Source organism: Brevundimonas sp. Leaf363, assembly GCF_001424025.1.
Taxonomy (GTDB): domain Bacteria; phylum Pseudomonadota; class Alphaproteobacteria; order Caulobacterales; family Caulobacteraceae; genus Brevundimonas.
Genome location: NZ_LMPZ01000004.1, coordinates 283,447 through 300,762, shown reverse-complemented (window position 1 = coordinate 300,762; position 17,316 = coordinate 283,447). Strand labels below are relative to the sequence as shown.

Below are 17,316 nucleotides of genomic sequence, written 5' to 3'. Positions count from 1 at the left end.
AATCTGTGGATCGGTTGCTTTGTCGGACGAACGTCTCTAATCGGCGGCGCACGCGATGAAGATCGCACAACAGAAAATCTAAGGTTGCGGATCCGCTATGGAAGATAAGCCCGAACTGCTTGAGATGACCGCCGATATCGTTTCGGCCTACGTCGGCAACAATACGGTCACGGCCGACGCTTTGCCGGGCCTGATCGCCAACATCCACGCCGCCCTGTCGCAAGTGTCGGGCGGTGCGCCGGAGCCGGAACCTGAAGTCAAGGAACCGGCCGTGTCGGTTCGCAAGTCGATCACGCCCGACTTCCTGATCTGCCTGGAGGACGGCCGCAAGTTCAAGTCGCTGAAGCGCCACCTGCGCACCAAGTACGACATGAGCCCCGAGGAATACCGGTCCAAGTGGGGCCTGGCCAAAGACTATCCGATGGTCGCCCCGAACTACGCCAAGGCCCGTTCGGACCTGGCCAAGTCGATGGGCCTGGGCCAGGGCGGCCGCAAGCCCGCCAAGGTCACGCGCGCCAAGCGCTAGTCTTCGGCAGACGCGAATACAGACGCCCGCCTCGGGGAACCGGGGCGGGCGTTTTGCTTTGTGAGATCCTCCACCGTGAAGCGCAGCGGAACGGGGGAGGGGGACCGCGTGAAGCGTGGTGGAGGGGGCGGAAGCTGGGTACTGCGTAGGCAGCAAAAGGCGAGGACGTCCTCGCCCCCTCCACCACTTCGTGGTCCCCCTCCCCCGCCCAAGAGCGGTGGAGGATCTTTGGTATTAAGCCGCCGCCGCCGTTCGCCGCATGCGCCAGAACCGGACGGTGCGGCCGGCGGCGTCCCTGGTCAGGGACTGGTAGAGACTGGCGTAGCCGTGGGCGTGGGTCATGGCGTCCTGGCCGGAGCCCAGCAGCACCACAGCGTAGGTCAGGAACAGGGCGCGATCCAGATCGGCCGCCTTGCAGATGACGGCCAGGGCGTCGATCTCGCGCCGCTCGATGACCTGATGAGCGATGTGGAAGTCGACGTCGGCCAGCTGGCCGAGGGCGATGACGAAGGCGGTGCGGCCGTTCGAACGCAGCATCCGCGCCAGCATCTGGGGCGTCAGCTGACCGGCGGCGCGCAGCTCCTGCACATAGGCCAGGCTTTCGGAATAGTCGGAGGGCAGGGCGCCGTCCTCCAGCGCGACCTTGTCCCGGCCCGCCGCCAGGGCGCTTTCGACCAGGGCCGGGTCCATGCTGGCGTTCTGTTCGAGGATCTGCTGCCGCAGCCGCGCCTCGACGACGAAATACATCTCATTCAGCAGATCGGCGGGCATGGCCTTGCGGGCCACGGTCGGCTGATGAAGGGCGGGGTTGGCCTGGGCGCGCCGGACGACGGTCTCGCTGGCGCCGCGTGACAGCCGGGCCCCGTCGTTGGCCAGAAGCGTGCCCAAGGTCTGGTCGTCGGCGCGCGCGATGATGGCGTCGGCCAGCGCCTCGGAGACGGAGGTGCGGCCCGACATGGCGGCCAGATGCTCCTGGCCCTTGGCGTTGGCGACGCCGATCAGATCGGCGTCAGTGAGGACGGGCGATGCGGCCAGGACGGGCCCGGCGACCGCAGCCTCGTCATGGGCCAGCTGGCGGATCAGGTTGTGCGGGGCGGTGGGGCTGTCGGCGAACCGGGCGGCGATCTCGGCCCGGACGGCGGTCTCCATGTCGCGCGCCAGGTCGCCGAGGACATCGCCATACAGGTCGCGGGTCGCAGCCTCGGGCGTCGAGCCGAAGAAGTGGTCGGTCAGCTCGCGCAGCAGGACGCGGCGACGCTCGCTGGACGGTTCGCGGGCCAGGTCGACCAGTTCGTGCAGGCGCGAGCCGGGGACGGCGGCCGCTCCAGTCGAAGGGATGGTCCCGCTCACTGGTGGTCGCCCTCGCTTTGGGCCACGGCGGCGCGCACGGAGCCGTTCTGGTTGCGGATCAGGGCCGGTCCCGCCTGAGGCTCGGCCAGGTCGGCCGACTGGGGCGGCGAGATCAGCTCGATCGGCAGCGCGTCCAAGTAGACCGGCTGGGGCTGGGGCGCCGGATCGGGGGTGCGGCCCAGCGGCCGGTGGACCGAGTAATAGCGCGCCGAGCCGGCGGCGGGGGCAACCTGACCGGCTGGAGCGATCTGGGCCGTCTGGTAGGTCTGGGCGCCGTCGATCGGCGCTTGCGGCTGCGGCTGGGGTTGGCTTTGGGCGCCCATGCGGAAGATCGGGGCGTCGCGGCGCGGGGCCATCGGGTCGGCCGCCTGTTGCGGTTCGACCGGCTGCTGGGTCGCCTGTTGCTGGAGGACGGGGGCGGGCTCGACGAGGCGCGCGGTGGGCTGGGCGGCGACCGGCGCGGGCTGGACCAGACGGGCGGTCGGCGTGGCCGCCGGGGGGGCGGAGGCCGGGTTCAGGATGGGGTTGGGCTGCGGGCTCGGCTGCGGAGCGGGCGGGACGTAGGCCGGAGGCGGCGGCGCATAGGCGTAAGGCTGGGACGACGCGGCGGCGGCCGGCGGCGGGCTGAGCCAGTTGCTGGCCGGGGTCAGGCCGGTCGAGGCCATGCGGGGCGGCGCCGGCGTGTAGCTGTAGGACGGCGTCGGCGCAGCGGCGGGTTGGTCCTGCGTCGGCAGGGCGGGCCGCAGTCCGGCGGCGGCCTGAGAGGGGACCTGGGCCGGACCGGCGGTCGTGACGGCGGGCTTGCCGGGCCAGGAGAGGTAGCGCAGGCCGGACGCGGCGCCGGCCGGGGCCTGCTGGGCCAGGACCGGGGCGGCCGGGATCGCCGCGAGGATCAGCGCGGTACTGAGGAGCAGGGCGCGCATGGGGTAGCCTTCGCCGACAGACAGGGCCTGAAGGTAAGGCTTGACCGCTTAACCCCGCGCTAACGGCCGAGGCGTCGCCGCATCACGGATCGCTCCAGCGCGCCGGCGGCCGCGTTCAGCAGAAGGCCCAGAACGGCCAGGCAGACGACGGCGGCCAGCATCTCGGCGGTGCGAAGGCGATTGCCGGCCTCCAGCAGGCGCCACGCCAACCCCTGGGTGGTCCCTGAGCCGGCCACGAACTCGGCCACCACGGCGCCGATCAGGCTGAGGCCCACGGCGACGCGCAGGCCCTCCAGCGCGAAGGGGGCGGCGGCGGGCAGGCGCAGGCGGGCCAGACGCTGGAGGCGGCCGGCCCCGTACAGGTCGAACAGGCGCTCCAGGTCCGGGTCAGCGGACTTCAGCCCCGCCAGCACGCCCGAGAACAGCGGATAGACGGCGACGGCCGCGGCCAAGGCGATGACGGCGCGGTCGGCGTGGTCCAGCCCGGCCCAGATCACCACCAGCGGCGCGATGGCCACGACGGGCGTGACCTGGACGATGACCGCCAAGGGGCGGACGGCGGGCTCGGCGGCCGGGCTGAGAGAGACCAGCAGGGCCAGGCCGCCGCCCACGACGCCGGCGGCGATCAGGGCCTGAAGCGCCATCCAGAAGGTGCGCGCGGCCGAGGCCAGCAGCACGGGGGCAGACTGGAGCAGGGCCTGAACCACAGCCGACGGCGGGGGCAGGATATAGCTGGGCACGGCCAGGGCGCGGCAGGCGATCTCCCAAGCCAGCAGCAAGGCGGCCATCAACAGCAGGGGCGGCAGGAGGCGGCTCATGCCGCCGGCTCCATGGCGGCGGCCAGGGCCTGGGTCACGGCCTCGACGGCCTCCCGGTAGGCGGGGTCGGCGCGCCAGCGGTCGGGGCGGGGCAGGGCGCCGGGCGTGGGGCGCGCCTGGACGACGCGGCCCGTGCGGGCGTCCAGCACCACGACGCGCTGGGCCAGATAGACCGCCTCGTCCACGTCATGGGTGACGAAGACGATGGCGGGGCGGACGGGGGATGCGGCCCACAGGGCGTGCAGGTCCTCGATCAGGCTGCGACGGGTGACGCTGTCCAGGGCCGCGAAGGGTTCGTCCAGCAGCAGCAGGGACGGCTGGGCGACCAGGGCGCGGGCCAGGGACGCGCGCATGGCCATGCCGCCGGACAGCTGGGCCGGATAGGCGCCGAGGCGGTCGCCGAGGCCCACGGCGGTCAGGGCCTCGGCCGCGCGGGTCCGAGCGTCGGGCCGACCCTTCAACTCCAGCGGCAGGGCGACGTTGGTCTGAATGTCGGCCCAGGGCATCAGGGTCGGGCTCTGGAAGACGAAGCCGATGCCGCCGGGGGCGCGATGCACCGTGCCTTCGGTGGGCGCCTCGAGCCCCGCGATCAGGCGCAGCGCGGTCGACTTGCCCGCCCCCGAGGCGCCGACCAGGGCGACAATCTCGCCGGGTGCGACCGTCAGGTCGAGCGGCCCGATGGCTGCGCCGGCGTAGCGCACGACCACGCCGTGAAGCGCGGCGGCGCCGATCTCAGCCACGGCCCGGCAGGTAGCTGTCGGTGAAGGCGTCGCGCCAGTTCAGGTTGGGGGGATAGACGCCGGCCTGGGAGGTGACGTCGAAGAAGGCCTGCCAGCGGTCCGGCGTCATGGCGCCCAGGCCATAGAGGGCCGCATCGCCGCCATCGACCACGCCGTTGTCGCGCAGGGCGGCGCGGGCCTGGTCCAGGACGTCCTGGGTCATCTCCGGGTTGTCCTTGCGGATCAGGGCGTCGGCCGCCGCGACCGCCGCCTTTTCGCCCCGGATGTAGTCGCGCCAGCCCTCGGCCGACGCGGCGATGAAGCCGCGCAGGGCCTCCGCGTTGTCGCGGGCGAAGGCGTTGGGGGCCAGGACCATGGTGGCGTAGGACGGGTAGCCTTCGTCGGCCAGCAGGAAGACCTTGGGCTCGAAGCCCGCCTCCTTGCGGATCGTATAGGGCTCGGAGGTCAGGTAGCCCTGCTGGACCGCCCGCTCGTCGGCCAGGAAGGGCGCCAGGTTGAAGGTGTATTTGCGGACCTGGTCGTCGGTGAAGCCGTACTTGGCCTTCAGCCAGACCCAGAAGGCGTTGACCGAGGCGTCGGCCAGCAGGATCGGCCGACCCTTCAGGTCCGCGATGGTCTGAAGCTTGGGGTCGGGGTGAGCGATCAGGACCTGGGGGTCCTTCTGGAAGAAGGCGGCGACGGCCTTCACCGGCGCGCCCTCGGCGGCCAGGTTCAGGGGGATGAAGCTGTTGGAGCCCATGCCCAGCTCGACCGCGCTGGAGGCCAGCAGCTGGGGCACGTTCACGCCCGGCCCGCCCTGGATGATCTGGACGTTCAGGCCGCGCTTCTCATAGGCCCCGGTGGCCAGGGCCATGTAGAAGCCGCCGTGCTCGGCCTGGGCGCGCCAGTCGGTGGCGAAGCGCAGGCGCACGCGGCCCTGTTCGTCCACCGGCGCCTCGGTGCGGCCGCACGACGACAGGGCGGCCAGCACGCCGCCCACGCCCAGTGCGGCGGCCCCGCCCAGCAGGGCGCGGCGGTCGGTCAGAAGGCGGCGAGTCGCGTCCCAGGACATGGGTGCGGACGTTAGAGGGGCGGAGGACTGAAAGGAAGGCGCGCGCCGCCCGATCAGCGGCGGCGGATCGTATGGATGCGCGTCTGGCCCAGGTGCAGGTGGATGGCGGTCACCTCAGGATCCTTCTCGAGGCGCTCGACGCAGTGGTCATAGGCCGTTCGGGCGTCGGTGGGATCGATGGGCTCGAGGTCGAGCGCTCCCGTGGGGCGCTCCAGCTGGATCTGGTACTGCTGCATGTCCGATCTTTCGCGGGAAACGGCGAAAGTGTGCGGCGTGCGATACCGATCTCTCTCAGTCGCGAACGCCAAAGGGCCGTCAGTCGCGATGCAGCCTGTATAACCCCTGCGCGCGGGTAGAGATAGGGCGGCTACCGTACACTCGCCCTGCAGAGCGGAGCGCGCAGACGTGAAAAGGGCCTGAGCCTCTCGAGGGTCTGGCCGAAGCCGTCGCCTTGCGAGAATGCTCAGGCCCTTCAAGTCCGGGTTGGACCTGGCCTTGAGGGTTCGGCCCTGGCCTGGGCGCCGGCGGGGCGAACCCCGTGGGCGGTCGGCTGTACCTGGCGGCCCCTGGCCTTCGGCGTTCCGTCGGGTCGCCCCGACGCCGTCCTTGGATCCCGGCCTGGTTCTCCGTGAACGCATCGGCCGAAGCCATTCGTTCGGGAGCCTGGGCCCTGCCGGCTGGTTGCGTCCGGTCCGAAGACTGCACGAAACCCGCCGTTCAGAGAGCCGGACCGACCCGCTTGAAACCCCGCTCTCGCTGGATTTCCGCGCCGCCGTGTCCCTCGGCACCTGGAAGGTCCGCCCAAAGCGGCGATCCGACAAGCGGCTGTCTGATGAGGGCTGTGCGGAACTGCTCGGCGGGCGGTGCATAAGCAGCTGACGAACTGTGGGTGGGCGGAAAAATCCATCGCCTCATCCACAGCTTGACGCTGTCCACAGAAACGGTGAGGACGACCGAGCCGCAAAACGAAAGGGCGTCCCGTTAGGAACGCCCTTCGCCAGTCACTCCCTTGCGGGAAACGGACATCCTTTCGGAGCCGCGAGTGACTTCTATATCGGTAGGGGTTGATGTCTTGTCAAGCAGTCGGGACGGGAGGAAGGGCCGGCAGCCACTGACCCAGACGCTCCATCACGCGCTCGAACTCGGCCTCGCCCATTCGCGGAATCGTCTTGCCATGAAGAGGTTCAAGCCGACGTGTCGAGACGGTGTAGAGGTGATTGCAGACCAGCCAGGACTCGCTTTTGCCATCAGGCTTGAAGGACAACTTATGAGCCCAGGCCGTGCTCTGTCCTTCTTGCGGATCGGTGGATGTGGGTATCACCAGCGCGATGCCGTGCAGCGTGTTGCGGTAGGATACAATCATTACAGGCCGCTTCTTGCCCATCTCGGGAAGCAGGTGATCGCCTCGAAAGTCGCACCAGTACATCTGACGGATTTTTGGGGCCGCCTTGATCTTTAGTGGAGCGCCGTTCGACATCCCACAACCGTGACGAGCGCGCTGTTTCGATGCAAGAGGTCGGTCAGCCCGCCAGAGCCGCCTTCTTCTCCTCCAGCTCCAGCCATTCAAGCTCGGCGGCTTCCAGCAGGGTGCGGGCGCGGGCGGCGTTGGTCATGGCGCGGTCGAAGGCCCTGGGGTCGCGGGTGTAGAGGCCGGGATCGGCCATGGTCGCGTCGTGGCGGGCGATGTCGGCGGGAAGGGTCTGGAGCAGGCCTTCCAGCTCCTTGAGGCGGTGGGTGTCCTTGAAGGAAAGCTTTTGCTTTGAGGCGCGGTCAGAAGGCTGCGCCTTCTCGACCCGACGCGCCTCGACGACGGCGTCTTGGGCGGCCTGTTTGTCCTGGGGGCGGGGGTTGGCGCCGGGCTTCAGGAAGCCGGGGTTCTGGCGGATGAAGTCGGTCCAGCCGCCGGGGGTTTCGACGATGTCGCCGCGGCCGTTCAGGGCCAGGGTCGACGTGGCCAGGCGGTCGATGAAATCGCGGTCGTGGGAGACCAGGATCAGGGTGCCGTCGTAGCCCTCCAGCAGCTCCTCCAGCTTGTCGAGCGTGTCCATGTCCAGGTCGTTGGTCGGCTCGTCGAGGATCAGCAGGTTGGCCGGGATGGCCAGGGCGCGGGCCAGCAGCAGGCGATTGCGCTCGCCGCCCGACAGGGTCGAGATCGGCTGGCGCAGCTGGGCCTCCGAAAACAGGAAGTCCTTGGCGTAGGCGGCCACGTGCATGGAGCGGCCGCGCACCAGAATGCTGTCGCCGCCGCCGGGGGTGAGGGCGTCCCACAGGGTCATGTCGGAGCGCAGGCCCTCGCGGGACTGGTCGAGGTAGACGGGCTCAAGGTTGGCGCCCATGCGCACCGTGCCCTCGTCGGGCGCCAGCTGGCCCAGCAGCACCTTGACCAGGGTGGTCTTGCCCGCGCCGTTGGGGCCGACGATGCCGAGGCGGTCGCCGCGCATGATGCGAGTGGTGAGGCCCTTGAACAGGATGCGGTCGCCGAAGCCCTTGGTCACCCCCTTGATCTCGGACACCAGCTTGCCGGAAAGGCTGCCGGAATCGACGCCGAGGTTGAGGTCCTTGGGCAGGTCCTTGACCCGTTCGGCGCGGTCGGCGCGCATGGCGTCGAGGGCGCGCGCGCGGCCTTCGTTGCGGGTGCGCTGGGCGGTGATGGAGCGGTAGAAGGTGTAGGTCTCGGCCTCGATCTTCTTGGTCAGGCGGCGCAGGGATTCGGCCTCCTCCTCCATGACCTTGGCGGACCAGTCGTCGAACTCGACGAAGCCTTTCGACAGCGTGCGGACGCGGCGGCCTTCCAGCCAGTGGACCGTATCGGTGACGCGGTTCAGGAAGGCGCGGTCGTGGCTGACGACCAGCAGGGCGAAGCGGGCCTGAAGCAACTCGCTCTCAAGCAGTTCGATGGCCAGGATGTCGAGGTGGTTGGTCGGCTCGTCCAGCAGGAGCAGGTCGGGCTCCTCGGCGAAGGCCTTGGCCAGCGCCGCGCGGCGCGTCTCGCCGCCCGACAGGCCTTGCGTGGATTTGGCCGGGTCCAGGCCGAAGGTGGTCAGCCAGGCCTCGGCGGTCCAGGTCTCGGCTTCGCCGGAGGCCGCGTAGTCCAGCAGGGTGTCGCCGGTGATCTGGGGTTCCTGCGAGACATAGGCGAAGCGGGTCGCCGCCTGGACCGAGCGGTCGCCCGAATCCGGCTCGATCAGGCCTTGGACGACCTTCATCAGGGTGGATTTGCCGGCGCCGTTGCGGCCGACCAGCGCGGCGCGCGAGCGCGGCTCGATGGCCAAGTCGACGCCGTCGAAGAGGGGGCGGGGGCCGTCTTGCAGACGGACTTCCTTGAGGGCGACGAGGGGAGGCCTCGCTGAGGATTTGGCAGCCATGGGGCGGCGATATAGGGCGCCGCCGGACCGACCGCCACGGCGTTCGTCGCCGATGGTCGCCGTGGGGGCGTCGCCGCGCACGGCGCCGCGACTTGGGCGCCGTCTCGGGGTAAGGGGCTTTCATGCCGCACGACCTGCCCCTTTCCACGCCGCTGGTAGACGAGCGGCCCGCGGAACCCTTCTGGCGAACCACGCGCCTGGCCGAGATGTCTGCGGCCGAGTGGGAGAGCCTATGTGACGGGTGCGGTCTGTGCTGCCTGGTGCGGTTCGAGGACGAGGATTCGGGCGAGGTGATCCCGACGCGGGTTCACTGCAAGCTGTTCGACCCGCAGACCTGCGCCTGCTCCGACTATGTGAACCGCAAGGCCCACGTGCCCGACTGCATCAAGCTGACGCCCGGGAACATCGAGGCGCTGGAGTGGATGCCCAAGTCGTGCGGATACCGGCGGATCCACGAGGGGCGGGATCTGGCGGACTGGCACCCGCTGGTCAGCGGCGATCCGGAGAGCGTGCACCGGGCCGGCGTGTCCGTCCGGGGGCAGACGATCAGCGAAGAGACCCTGCGGGAGCCCGAGGACGCGCTGGATTACGAGGCGCCCGAGTACATGGTCGAACGGGGTGTCAGGCCGATCCGGTCTGATAGGCAGGCTGGACGCAAGTAGACGCGCGATTACAGCGTGTTAGACGATTCTCGATGTGATCTGCGCGCCTAGGTGCGCTGGTCCTGTAGTGTTCGTCCATGGCCGGAAAAGAGGACTTGGCGGCGACAGGCGAAGGCGCCGACGCCCCCACGAACGCCACGCTCGACGCCTGGGCCGAGCGCACGATCGAGGCGCTGAAGGCCGACGTCGATCTGGGCGTCGAGATGCTGGTCAAGACCCGGAACGATCCGCGCGATGTGAAGTCCGAGACGGGCCGCGCCCAGTGCCGGTCCGGCATCGCGCGCAACGTCGCGCATGTGCTGTCGCTGACGACCCTGCTGGAGCGGCTGCGTGAAAGCCGGTGCAAGCGGGCGTCCGGGGCCCGGACCGCCGGACATGGAAACGAGGACAGGATGGTCGATCATCGCCGTGACGAATGGGACGATCTCGATACCGCCGCGCTTGAAGCCGAGCTTCGATCCCGGCTGGAACGCATCGAGCGAATGCGCGAGGCGAAGCAACGAGACGACGCACGCGCACCGGGCGCGGCTGCTGAACATGGCGAGGCGGACGCCGGCGCCGCATGACCACCAGATGCCGGGGGGCGCCGACTGGCGGACCTGGCTGCTGCTCGGCGGGTGCGGGGCTGGCAAGACGCTGGCGGGGGCGTGGTTCATCAACCGCATGGCCTCGATGGACGGCGCCACCCTGGCCCTGGTCGGACCCACGCTGCACGACGTGCGCGAGGTGATGATCGAGGGGGCGAGCGGGATCGCGGCGCTGAGCGGCACGACGCCGCCGCGCTGGGAGGCCACGCGGCGGCGGCTGGCGTGGAAGAACGGCAGCGTGGCCTACGCCTTTTCGGCCGAGGACGCCGACAGTCTGCGCGGGCCGCAGTTTCACGCCGCGTGGGGCGACGAGTTCTGCGCGTGGAAGACGCCGGACGTGGTGCTGGGGAATCTGCGGATGGGGCTGCGGCGCGGCGACTGGCCGCGGCTGGTGCTGACGACGACGCCCCGGCCGATCAAGGCGCTGCGATCGTTGATGGCCGAGCGGGACGTGGTGGTGGACCGGGCAGGCAGTTCGGCCAACGCCGAGCATCTGTCGCCCGGCTTTCTGGAGCATCTGGAGACGCTGTACGGCGGAACGCGGCTGGCGGCGCAGGAGCTGGTCGGGCAGGTCGTGGAGACCGACGGCGCCCTGTTCCGGGCCGAGGACCTGAAGCGGGCGCGCGGGCCCCGGCCGGCGGTGCTGGACCGCATCGTGCTGGCGGTCGATCCGCCGGTCACGGAGACGGGCGACGCCTGCGGCCTGGTGGTCGTCGGGCGGCGGGACGAGCGGGCCTATGTGCTGGCCGATGCCTCGGCGCGGGGGCTGTCGCCCCTGGCCTGGGCGCGGCGGGCGGTGGAGACGGCGCTGACGTACGGCGTCCAGCAGATCGTGGCCGAGGGCAACCAGGGCGGCGAAATGGTGCGGGCGATGCTGGCCCAGGCCGAGTGTCCGGTCCCGGTTCACCGCGTGCACGCCCGATACAGCAAGACGGCCCGGGCCCAGCCGGTGGCCGCCCTGTACGAACAGGGGCGGGTCACCCACTGCGGCGATTTCGCCCTGCTGGAAGAAGAGATGCTGGCGCTGGGTGAGGCCCGATCGGGCGAGCGCGGGGGCGGGCGGCGCAGTCCGGACCGCGCGGACGCCCTGGTCTGGGCCGTGACCGAACTGCTGCTGGAGGGCCGGCAAGGGCCCCGGCTGCGATGGATCTGAACACGAGGAGATGTGGATGAGCGCGGACGCCTATGTGAACCAGGCCCCGTCGGCGGGCGCGCCGGCGCGGCGAGCCGAGCCGGTGACGCCCAGCGACACGGTCGATCTGACGACCTACGCCAAGGCGCTGTACCTCGGCTCGGGCGGTGATCTGACCGTCATCCCGGCCAGCGGCGGTTCGGCGGTGACGCTGAAGGCCCATGCGCCGGGCTATGCGCCGATCCAGGTGCGCCGGGTGCTGGCGACCGGGACGACGGCCACGTTCATCGTGGCGCTGAGCGACTGATGCTGGAGCTGGGGGTAGGCCTGGCGGAGGCGGGGCTGAGGGCCGCGCCGGACGGCTGGGTGCTGGGGTTCGAGCGCGGGCGGTGGTTCTCCGGGCGCAAGGCGGGCGATGCACGGGGCGCCAGCGTCTCGCGCGCCGGGGCCGGGACGGCGTTCCGGGCGGACGGGACGCTGGCGATCTTCGCGGCCGATGCGGCGCGGATCACGGACCGGGGTCTGCTGGTCGAAGAGGCGCGGACCAATCTGCTTCTGAATAGCGCGGCGCCGGCCGGACAGACCGTGACGCTGGCGGCGGGGACCTATGCGCTGAGCGCTTGGGGCGCGGCGGGTCAGGTCGCGGCGGCCGCGGGGACGGCCGTGGGGTCTGGATGGGGCGCGGCAGCGGCCACGCCGACGGGCGGCGTCCGAACACTGACGATCACCACATCAGGGACGGTGGTGCTGACGGTCGCGGGCGGGCCGGAGCGGGCGCAGCTGGAGCTGGGGACGTTCCCCAGCCGGCCGATCGTCACGGGCTCGGCGGCGGCGACGCGCGGCGTCGACCTGGCGACGGCGGCGGTCAGCGTGCCCGCCGGGCAGGATTTCGCGGTCCTGTACGAGATCGCGCTGGAGCGGGACGCCGGCGCCGGCCGGGTGATCTTTGACCTGACGGACGGGACGGCGGCGAACAAGGTCCGGGCGGTGATCCAGTCGTCGGGCGCGCTGCAGCACGTGGTGTCGCTGGCCAATGTCACGACGACCCTGTCGGCCACGACGCGGACAGCCAGCCGGACCGTGAAGGGCGCCGTCGCGCGCACCGGGACGAGCTGGTTGTCGGTGCTGGACGGCGTGAGCGTGGGGTCGGCGGCGCTGGGCGTGCTGCCGGTGCTGACGGGGCTGGCCATCGGCGCCTCGGTGACGGGCGGCGCACCGCTGAACGACACGGTGCGGCAGCTGATCATGCGGCCAGGGGCGGCGGATGGGGCATGGCTGGAGGCGTGGACGCGATGAAGGACATCGATGTGATCGGCTGGTCGGACGGCGCGGCCGAAGGCCTGGCCGCGGGTTGGCGGGTCAATTTAACGCCGGAGACGATAGCGATCGCGCCGGGGCTGGCGACCTATGTCGTCCGACCCGGCCGGCTGGTGCGCGTGTGGGCCGGGGACGACCCCGACGCGCCGACCCAGACCATCGCCCTGTGGTTCGAGACTGCAGCGGCGGCCGACGCCGTGCTGGCGCCCTATGCGCCGGGAGAGGAGATGTGATGGGCTGGTTCAAATGGACGCCGGAGGCCAAGGCCAGCCGCGCGGGGCCGCTGATCGCGATCAGTTCGGGCGGGCGGCCCAGGTGGACGCCGCGCGACTATGCGGCGCTGGCGGACGCGGGGTTCGCGCGAAACGCCGTGGCTTATCGCTGCGTGCGGATGATCGCCGAGGCGGCGGCGTCGACGCCGCTGAAGGTGCGGCAGGACGGGGCGTTCGCGCCCGAGCATCCGGTGCGCCGGCTGCTGGACCGGCCCAACCCGGAGCAATCGGGGCCGGAGCTGATGGAGGCGCTGTTCGGGCATCTCCAGACGGCGGGCAACGCCTATCTGGAGGCGGCGGGCGAGGGCGCCCCTGAAGAGCTGTGGAGCCTGCGGCCCGACCGGGTGCGGGTGACGCCGGGACCCAAGGGATGGCCGCTGGCCTATGACTATACCGTGGGCGGACGATCAACGACGATCGCGCGGCGGACGGACGGCTGGATGCCGGTGATGCAGCTGAAGCTGTTTCATCCGCTGGACGACCACTACGGGTTTTCACCGCTGGAGGCGGCGGCGGCGTCTATCGATGCGCACAATGCGGCGGGGGCCTGGAACAAGGCGCTGCTGGACAATGCGGCGCGGCCCAGCGGGGCGCTGGTTTACGGGGCGCGGGACGGCGAGCGGCTGACGGCCGACCAGTTCGAGGCGCTGAAGGCGGAGCTGTTCGACATGCACCAGGGGTCGAGCAACGCCGGGCGGCCCATGCTTCTGGAAGGCGGGCTGGACTGGAAGCCGATGAGCCTGAGCCCCGCCGACATGGACTTCATCGCCGGCAAGCACGCCGCGGCGCGGGAAATCGCCCTGTCGTTCGGCGTTCCGCCGCAGCTGCTGGGGATCCCCGGCGACGCGACCTACGCCAATTATCGCGAAGCCAATGCGGCCTTCTGGCGCCAGACGGTGGTCCCTCTGGTCCGCAAGGCGGCGGCGTCGCTGACGGTGTGGCTGGGTCAGCCGTTCCCGGGCGTGTCGATCGAGCCGGACCTTGACGGCGTGCCGGCCCTGTCGGGCGAGCGCGATGCGCTGTGGGCGCGGCTGGGGGCGGCGACCTTCCTGAATGACGAGGAGCGGCGGCGGATGGCGGGAGTGGACGCATGATGGACGAATTCAAGCGCGTGCCGCCGGCTGTCCTGGCGGCGATCATGGTGCAGACGCTGGCCGGCCTGATGTGGGCCGGTGGGGCGGCGGCGCGGATCGCAACGCTGGAGGATCGGGTGGGTGAGCAACGGCTGGTGGCGGAACGGCTGGCGCGGCTGGAGGAGCAGAGCACGGCGACGCGGGCGGCGGTGGATCGGATCGAGCGGAGGATGGGGGAATGAGGGTCGGTGCGACCTTTCTCCTTCCCCGTCCCGGGGAGGGATGGCGGAGCGAAGCGGAGTCGGGGTGGGGGCGGCAGGGAGATCGTGCGCCTGAGTTGCGGGGTCGCCCCCACCCGACGCCTGCGGCGTCTGCCCTCCCCGGGACGGGGAGGGAGAATGGCGGCGCCATCCTCGTCTCCGGCTACGCCTCGCTCTGGGGCCAGGCGGACCTGAACGGCGATGTCGTGTCGCCGGGCGCCTTCAGGGCCAGCTTGCAGCGCACCGGTCCCGAAGGCGTGCGGATGCTGCACGGGCATGAGGCGCGGGTGGTGGTGGGCGTCTGGCAGACGCTGGCCGAGGACGAGCGCGGGCTGTTCGTCCGGGGACGGATCGAGGACTGGTCGGCCGAGGCAGGCTATGCCCAGTCGCTGGCGCGGGCGGGCGCCCTGGACGGGCTGTCGATCGGGTTTCGGACGGCGAAGGCGCGGCGCGACGGGCGGCTGCGGGTGCTGAGCGCGGTGGAGCTGTGGGAGGTGTCGCTGGTGACCTTCCCCATGCTGCCGGCGGCGCGGTTCAGGGTGGGCCCGTGAGGGTCAGGCCCGCCTAGGCGGTTGGCCGGGTGATAGCGCGCAGCAGCAGGCGGAGCGGCTTGCCCCCGTTGGCGCCGGCGAGGCGGACGGCCAAAATAAGGATAGCGAGCGGGAAGAAGAACGACACCCGTGCCAGCATCAGGGCGAAGGCGGCCACGACGACGACACCCACGCCGGCGAACAGATAGATGGGCGGGATTTCCGTGCCGGGGAGGAGCAGGGGCTCCTTGCCGGGCAAGGGGTCGCGCTGGACGCCGAGCGGATTGCCGAACACGCCCTGTTGCAGGCGTTCCCAGCGGTCGGCGGGTGGGGCGGGCGGCGGCGGCTGGTAGGCAGGGGGCGGCGGTTCATCGGTGCGCTGAAGGTCGCGCAGCGGGCTCTCGGGCATGCGGGCGACGGGATCGAACAGGATGGACTCGCCCTTGTCATCGACCGTGAAGACATCCTCGAAGGGGACGGTGGCGAAGTTGAGGGTGTGGGTGTCCTGGCCGTAGCTCTGGCCATGCAGGGCCAAGAGGCGGCCCTCGCGCAGTTCGATCTGGAAACCGATCGGATCGGGCAGGTCGCCGACCATGGCGTGGGTCGTGCCGAAGCGGCCGGTGACGCCGCCAGGCAGGGGCCGACCGCGCGCGACGATCAGCTCGGTATAGAGGCCCTGGCCGGTGTTGCGACGCAGGCCGGGCAGGCTTTCCTCTACCTGACCGGCAAGGTCGGGGGCGACGTCCTCCAGCTCCCAGGCGAGGGCGTCGAGGACGGCGGATTCGAGACGGGTCAGGTGGGACATTCAGTCTTCGCGAGGCGCCAGGCGAGTGCGCTGGGCGGTGGCCCATTGGCGGATCGCGATCAGGAAGTACAAAGCGACCAGGACGAGGAAAAGCAGGCGCCGATGCTCGACGGGGCTGAGCCAGGGATGAAGGCCGGCCATAAGGCCGGCGGAACCATACAGCAGCGTCGTCGATGACAGGCCGATGAGCAGGACGAAGGCGCCGGCGGCCCACGGCGGCCGACCGGAAGGGGCACCGCCGATGGCTGTAACCAGCACGCGCAGGAAGCGAGGCGGCCGTAAGCCGCCCTCTGGAACCAGCTCCCAGACGTCGAAGCCATTGGTCAGGGGGCGTCGTTCCCCGTCTGGCAGTGTTCGCTCGCCGTAAGCCGGTCGCGCCACGGCGCCGAGCAGCCACCCTGTGAAGGTGGTGACGACGACGATAGCGGCGATGACGCCCACGGTAGCTGGTGTGACCCAGTCCTTGCCGAAAGGCTCGCTCGCGAGAGCGCTGGAGAACAACAGGATCAAGCCCAACGGGGCGACCAGCAATGGCCCCAGCAGCGAATGCTGGATCGCCTCCACGATGTTTCGGGCTGTCCTGGACACGCCCCAACCTAACCGCGAACGGCGGTTCTTCAACCGGAGATACAATGAGCGAGATGCAACAGGCGTCGGCTTCGGCCGAGGCGCGCGCGGCCGTGCGCGAGATGATGACGGCGTTCGAGGCGTTCAAAGGCGCCAATGACGCGCGGCTGGGCGAGATCGAGAAGAAGGCGGCGGCTGATACGCTGCTGGAGGCCAAGGTGGCGCGGATCGACCAGGCGGTGGCCGGCGCCCAGGCGCGGCTGGATCGGGTGATCAGCGAGGGGCGTCGGCCGACTGTGGAGGGCCCCTCCACCGCTTCGCGGTCCCCCTCCCCATTTCATCGGGAGGAAAAGGCCGCGTTTGACGGTTATCTGCGCGCCGGCCTGGGTCTGGAGACCAAGGCGGGGCTGAACACCGGCTCCAGCTCGGGCGGCTATGTCGTGCCGTACGAGACCGAGCGGGCCATCGAGCGGCGCCTGATGGCGGTGTCGCCGATGCGCGAGATCTCGGCCGTGCGGACGACGGCGGCCGGCGTCTACAAGAAGCCGGTGTCGACGGCGGGCGTGGTCGCCGGCTGGGTGGCCGAGACGGCGGCGCGGCCAGAGACGGATCCGGCGACGCTGAGCCTGATCGAGTTTCCGGCGGCGGATCTTTACGCCTCGCCTGCGGCGACGCAGAGCCTGCTGGACGACGCCATGCTGGATCTGGACGAATGGCTGGCCGCCGAGGTCGAGGACGCCTTCGCCGCCCAGGAGACCACGGCCTTCGTGACCGGCGACGGGGTGAACAAGCCCAAGGGCTTTCTGGCCTATACGACCGTGGCGGATGCGGGCGCGACGTGGGGTCAGATCGGCTATGTCGCGTCGGGCGCGGCGGGGGCGTTCGCCTCGACCAATCCGGCCGACAAACTGCTGGACCTGATCTATGCGCCCAAGGCCCAGTATCGGCCGAACGGCCGGTTCGTGATGAACCGCAAGACGGTGTCCACCATCCGCAAGTTCAAGGATGCGGACGGCAATTACATCTGGTCGCCGCCGGCGCGGGCGGGCGAGACGGCGTCGCTGCTGGGCTATCCGGTGACCGAGATCGAGACCATGCCGGACGTGGCGGCCAACAGCCTGTCGATCGCGTTCGGCGACTTCCAGCGGGGGTATCTGATCGTGGATCGCGCGGGCGTGCGGGTGCTGAGGGATCCGTATTCGGCCAAGCCCTATGTGCTGTTCTACACCACCAAGCGGGTGGGCGGCGGTGTGCAGAACTTCGACGCCATCAAGGTGATGAAGTTCGCGGCATCGTAGTGGGGCCGCGGTCAGAAGGCTCCGCCTTCTCGACCCGACG

At 70.6% G+C, this 17,316-nt stretch carries 21 protein-coding genes; 11 read left to right on the top strand and 10 right to left on the bottom strand.

The window, feature by feature from the left end:
• Nucleotides 1-97 precede the first annotated feature (97 nt).
• Nucleotides 98-526, top strand: coding sequence for a MucR family transcriptional regulator (locus tag ASG17_RS13920; protein ID WP_056104981.1), 429 nt, complete (start codon nucleotides 98-100; stop codon nucleotides 524-526).
• Between the two features lie 234 nt (nucleotides 527-760).
• Here the strand turns inward: ASG17_RS13920 and ASG17_RS13915 are convergent, their stop codons facing one another.
• The 8 genes from ASG17_RS13915 to ASG17_RS13880 all read right to left on the bottom strand — a co-directional run bounded on the left by ASG17_RS13915 (nucleotide 761) and on the right by ASG17_RS13880 (nucleotide 8,773).
• On the bottom strand, nucleotides 761-1,876 hold the full coding sequence (locus ASG17_RS13915) for a DUF2336 domain-containing protein (RefSeq protein ID WP_056104979.1): 1,116 nt from the start codon (nucleotides 1,874-1,876) through the stop codon (nucleotides 761-763).
• The gene (locus tag ASG17_RS13910; RefSeq protein ID WP_056104977.1) at nucleotides 1,873-2,799 is read right to left on the bottom strand and encodes a hypothetical protein; all 927 of its coding nucleotides are present in this window, start codon (nucleotides 2,797-2,799) and stop codon (nucleotides 1,873-1,875) included. Before ASG17_RS13910 ends, ASG17_RS13915 begins: the two co-directional genes overlap by 4 nt.
• A gap of 59 nt (nucleotides 2,800-2,858) precedes the next feature.
• Nucleotides 2,859-3,617 carry an ABC transporter permease gene (locus tag ASG17_RS13905; protein WP_056104975.1) on the bottom strand — a complete coding sequence of 253 codons (759 nt, stop codon included), beginning with the start codon at nucleotides 3,615-3,617 and terminating at the stop codon, nucleotides 2,859-2,861.
• The gene (locus tag ASG17_RS13900; protein WP_082496298.1) at nucleotides 3,614-4,357 is read right to left on the bottom strand and encodes an ABC transporter ATP-binding protein; all 744 of its coding nucleotides are present in this window, start codon (nucleotides 4,355-4,357) and stop codon (nucleotides 3,614-3,616) included. The genes ASG17_RS13905 and ASG17_RS13900 overlap by 4 nt, the downstream gene beginning before the upstream one ends.
• The gene (locus ASG17_RS13895; protein ID WP_056104974.1) at nucleotides 4,350-5,408 is read right to left on the bottom strand and encodes an ABC transporter substrate-binding protein; all 1,059 of its coding nucleotides are present in this window, start codon (nucleotides 5,406-5,408) and stop codon (nucleotides 4,350-4,352) included. Before ASG17_RS13895 ends, ASG17_RS13900 begins: the two co-directional genes overlap by 8 nt.
• A 53-nt stretch (nucleotides 5,409-5,461) precedes the next feature.
• Nucleotides 5,462-5,644 carry a hypothetical protein gene (locus ASG17_RS13890; RefSeq protein WP_056104972.1) on the bottom strand — a complete coding sequence of 61 codons (183 nt, stop codon included), beginning with the start codon at nucleotides 5,642-5,644 and terminating at the stop codon, nucleotides 5,462-5,464.
• 839 nt (nucleotides 5,645-6,483) lie between these two features.
• Entirely contained in the window at nucleotides 6,484-6,885 is a 402-nt protein-coding gene (locus ASG17_RS13885) for a type II toxin-antitoxin system PemK/MazF family toxin (RefSeq protein WP_082496297.1), read from the bottom strand.
• Nucleotides 6,886-6,928: 43 nt separating this feature from the next.
• On the bottom strand, nucleotides 6,929-8,773 hold the full coding sequence (locus ASG17_RS13880) for an ABC-F family ATP-binding cassette domain-containing protein (RefSeq protein WP_056105092.1): 1,845 nt from the start codon (nucleotides 8,771-8,773) through the stop codon (nucleotides 6,929-6,931).
• Between the two features lie 122 nt (nucleotides 8,774-8,895).
• Here ASG17_RS13880 and ASG17_RS13875 point away from each other — a divergent pair, with 122 nt between their 5' ends.
• The 9 genes from ASG17_RS13875 to ASG17_RS13835 all read left to right on the top strand — a co-directional run bounded on the left by ASG17_RS13875 (nucleotide 8,896) and on the right by ASG17_RS13835 (nucleotide 14,627).
• Entirely contained in the window at nucleotides 8,896-9,435 is a 540-nt protein-coding gene (locus tag ASG17_RS13875; RefSeq protein ID WP_056104968.1) for a YcgN family cysteine cluster protein, read from the top strand.
• A gap of 77 nt (nucleotides 9,436-9,512) precedes the next feature.
• Complete coding sequence (locus ASG17_RS13870; RefSeq protein ID WP_156367881.1) at nucleotides 9,513-10,001, top strand: hypothetical protein; 489 nt, start codon at nucleotides 9,513-9,515, stop codon at nucleotides 9,999-10,001.
• Nucleotides 10,002-10,008: 7 nt separating this feature from the next.
• Entirely contained in the window at nucleotides 10,009-11,175 is a 1,167-nt protein-coding gene (locus ASG17_RS13865) for a terminase large subunit domain-containing protein (protein WP_235560466.1), read from the top strand.
• 16 nt (nucleotides 11,176-11,191) lie between these two features.
• The gene (locus ASG17_RS13860; protein WP_082496295.1) at nucleotides 11,192-11,461 is read left to right on the top strand and encodes a hypothetical protein; all 270 of its coding nucleotides are present in this window, start codon (nucleotides 11,192-11,194) and stop codon (nucleotides 11,459-11,461) included.
• The gene (locus ASG17_RS13855; RefSeq protein WP_056104963.1) at nucleotides 11,461-12,450 is read left to right on the top strand and encodes a hypothetical protein; all 990 of its coding nucleotides are present in this window, start codon (nucleotides 11,461-11,463) and stop codon (nucleotides 12,448-12,450) included. Before ASG17_RS13860 ends, ASG17_RS13855 begins: the two co-directional genes overlap by 1 nt.
• Nucleotides 12,426-12,704 carry a hypothetical protein gene (locus tag ASG17_RS13850; protein WP_156367880.1) on the top strand — a complete coding sequence of 93 codons (279 nt, stop codon included), beginning with the start codon at nucleotides 12,426-12,428 and terminating at the stop codon, nucleotides 12,702-12,704. Before ASG17_RS13855 ends, ASG17_RS13850 begins: the two co-directional genes overlap by 25 nt.
• The gene (locus ASG17_RS13845) at nucleotides 12,704-13,837 is read left to right on the top strand and encodes a phage portal protein (protein ID WP_056104959.1); all 1,134 of its coding nucleotides are present in this window, start codon (nucleotides 12,704-12,706) and stop codon (nucleotides 13,835-13,837) included. The genes ASG17_RS13850 and ASG17_RS13845 overlap by 1 nt, the downstream gene beginning before the upstream one ends.
• On the top strand, nucleotides 13,834-14,058 hold the full coding sequence (locus ASG17_RS13840) for a hypothetical protein (RefSeq protein WP_235560465.1): 225 nt from the start codon (nucleotides 13,834-13,836) through the stop codon (nucleotides 14,056-14,058). The genes ASG17_RS13845 and ASG17_RS13840 overlap by 4 nt, the downstream gene beginning before the upstream one ends.
• A 167-nt stretch (nucleotides 14,059-14,225) precedes the next feature.
• Nucleotides 14,226-14,627, top strand: coding sequence for an HK97 family phage prohead protease (locus tag ASG17_RS13835; RefSeq protein WP_056105086.1), 402 nt, complete (start codon nucleotides 14,226-14,228; stop codon nucleotides 14,625-14,627).
• Between the two features lie 13 nt (nucleotides 14,628-14,640).
• On the opposite strand, the gene ASG17_RS13830 is transcribed toward ASG17_RS13835, so the two are convergent.
• Nucleotides 14,641-15,411 carry a hypothetical protein gene (locus ASG17_RS13830; RefSeq protein WP_056104956.1) on the bottom strand — a complete coding sequence of 257 codons (771 nt, stop codon included), beginning with the start codon at nucleotides 15,409-15,411 and terminating at the stop codon, nucleotides 14,641-14,643.
• Entirely contained in the window at nucleotides 15,412-15,999 is a 588-nt protein-coding gene (locus ASG17_RS13825) for a hypothetical protein (protein ID WP_056104954.1), read from the bottom strand. It abuts the gene before it with no gap.
• A gap of 44 nt (nucleotides 16,000-16,043) precedes the next feature.
• Here ASG17_RS13825 and ASG17_RS13820 point away from each other — a divergent pair, with 44 nt between their 5' ends.
• Nucleotides 16,044-17,276 (top strand): phage major capsid protein, encoded by a 1,233-nt coding sequence (locus tag ASG17_RS13820; protein WP_056104951.1) that lies wholly within the window; start codon nucleotides 16,044-16,046, stop codon nucleotides 17,274-17,276.
• Nucleotides 17,277-17,316: the final 40 nt, after the last annotated feature.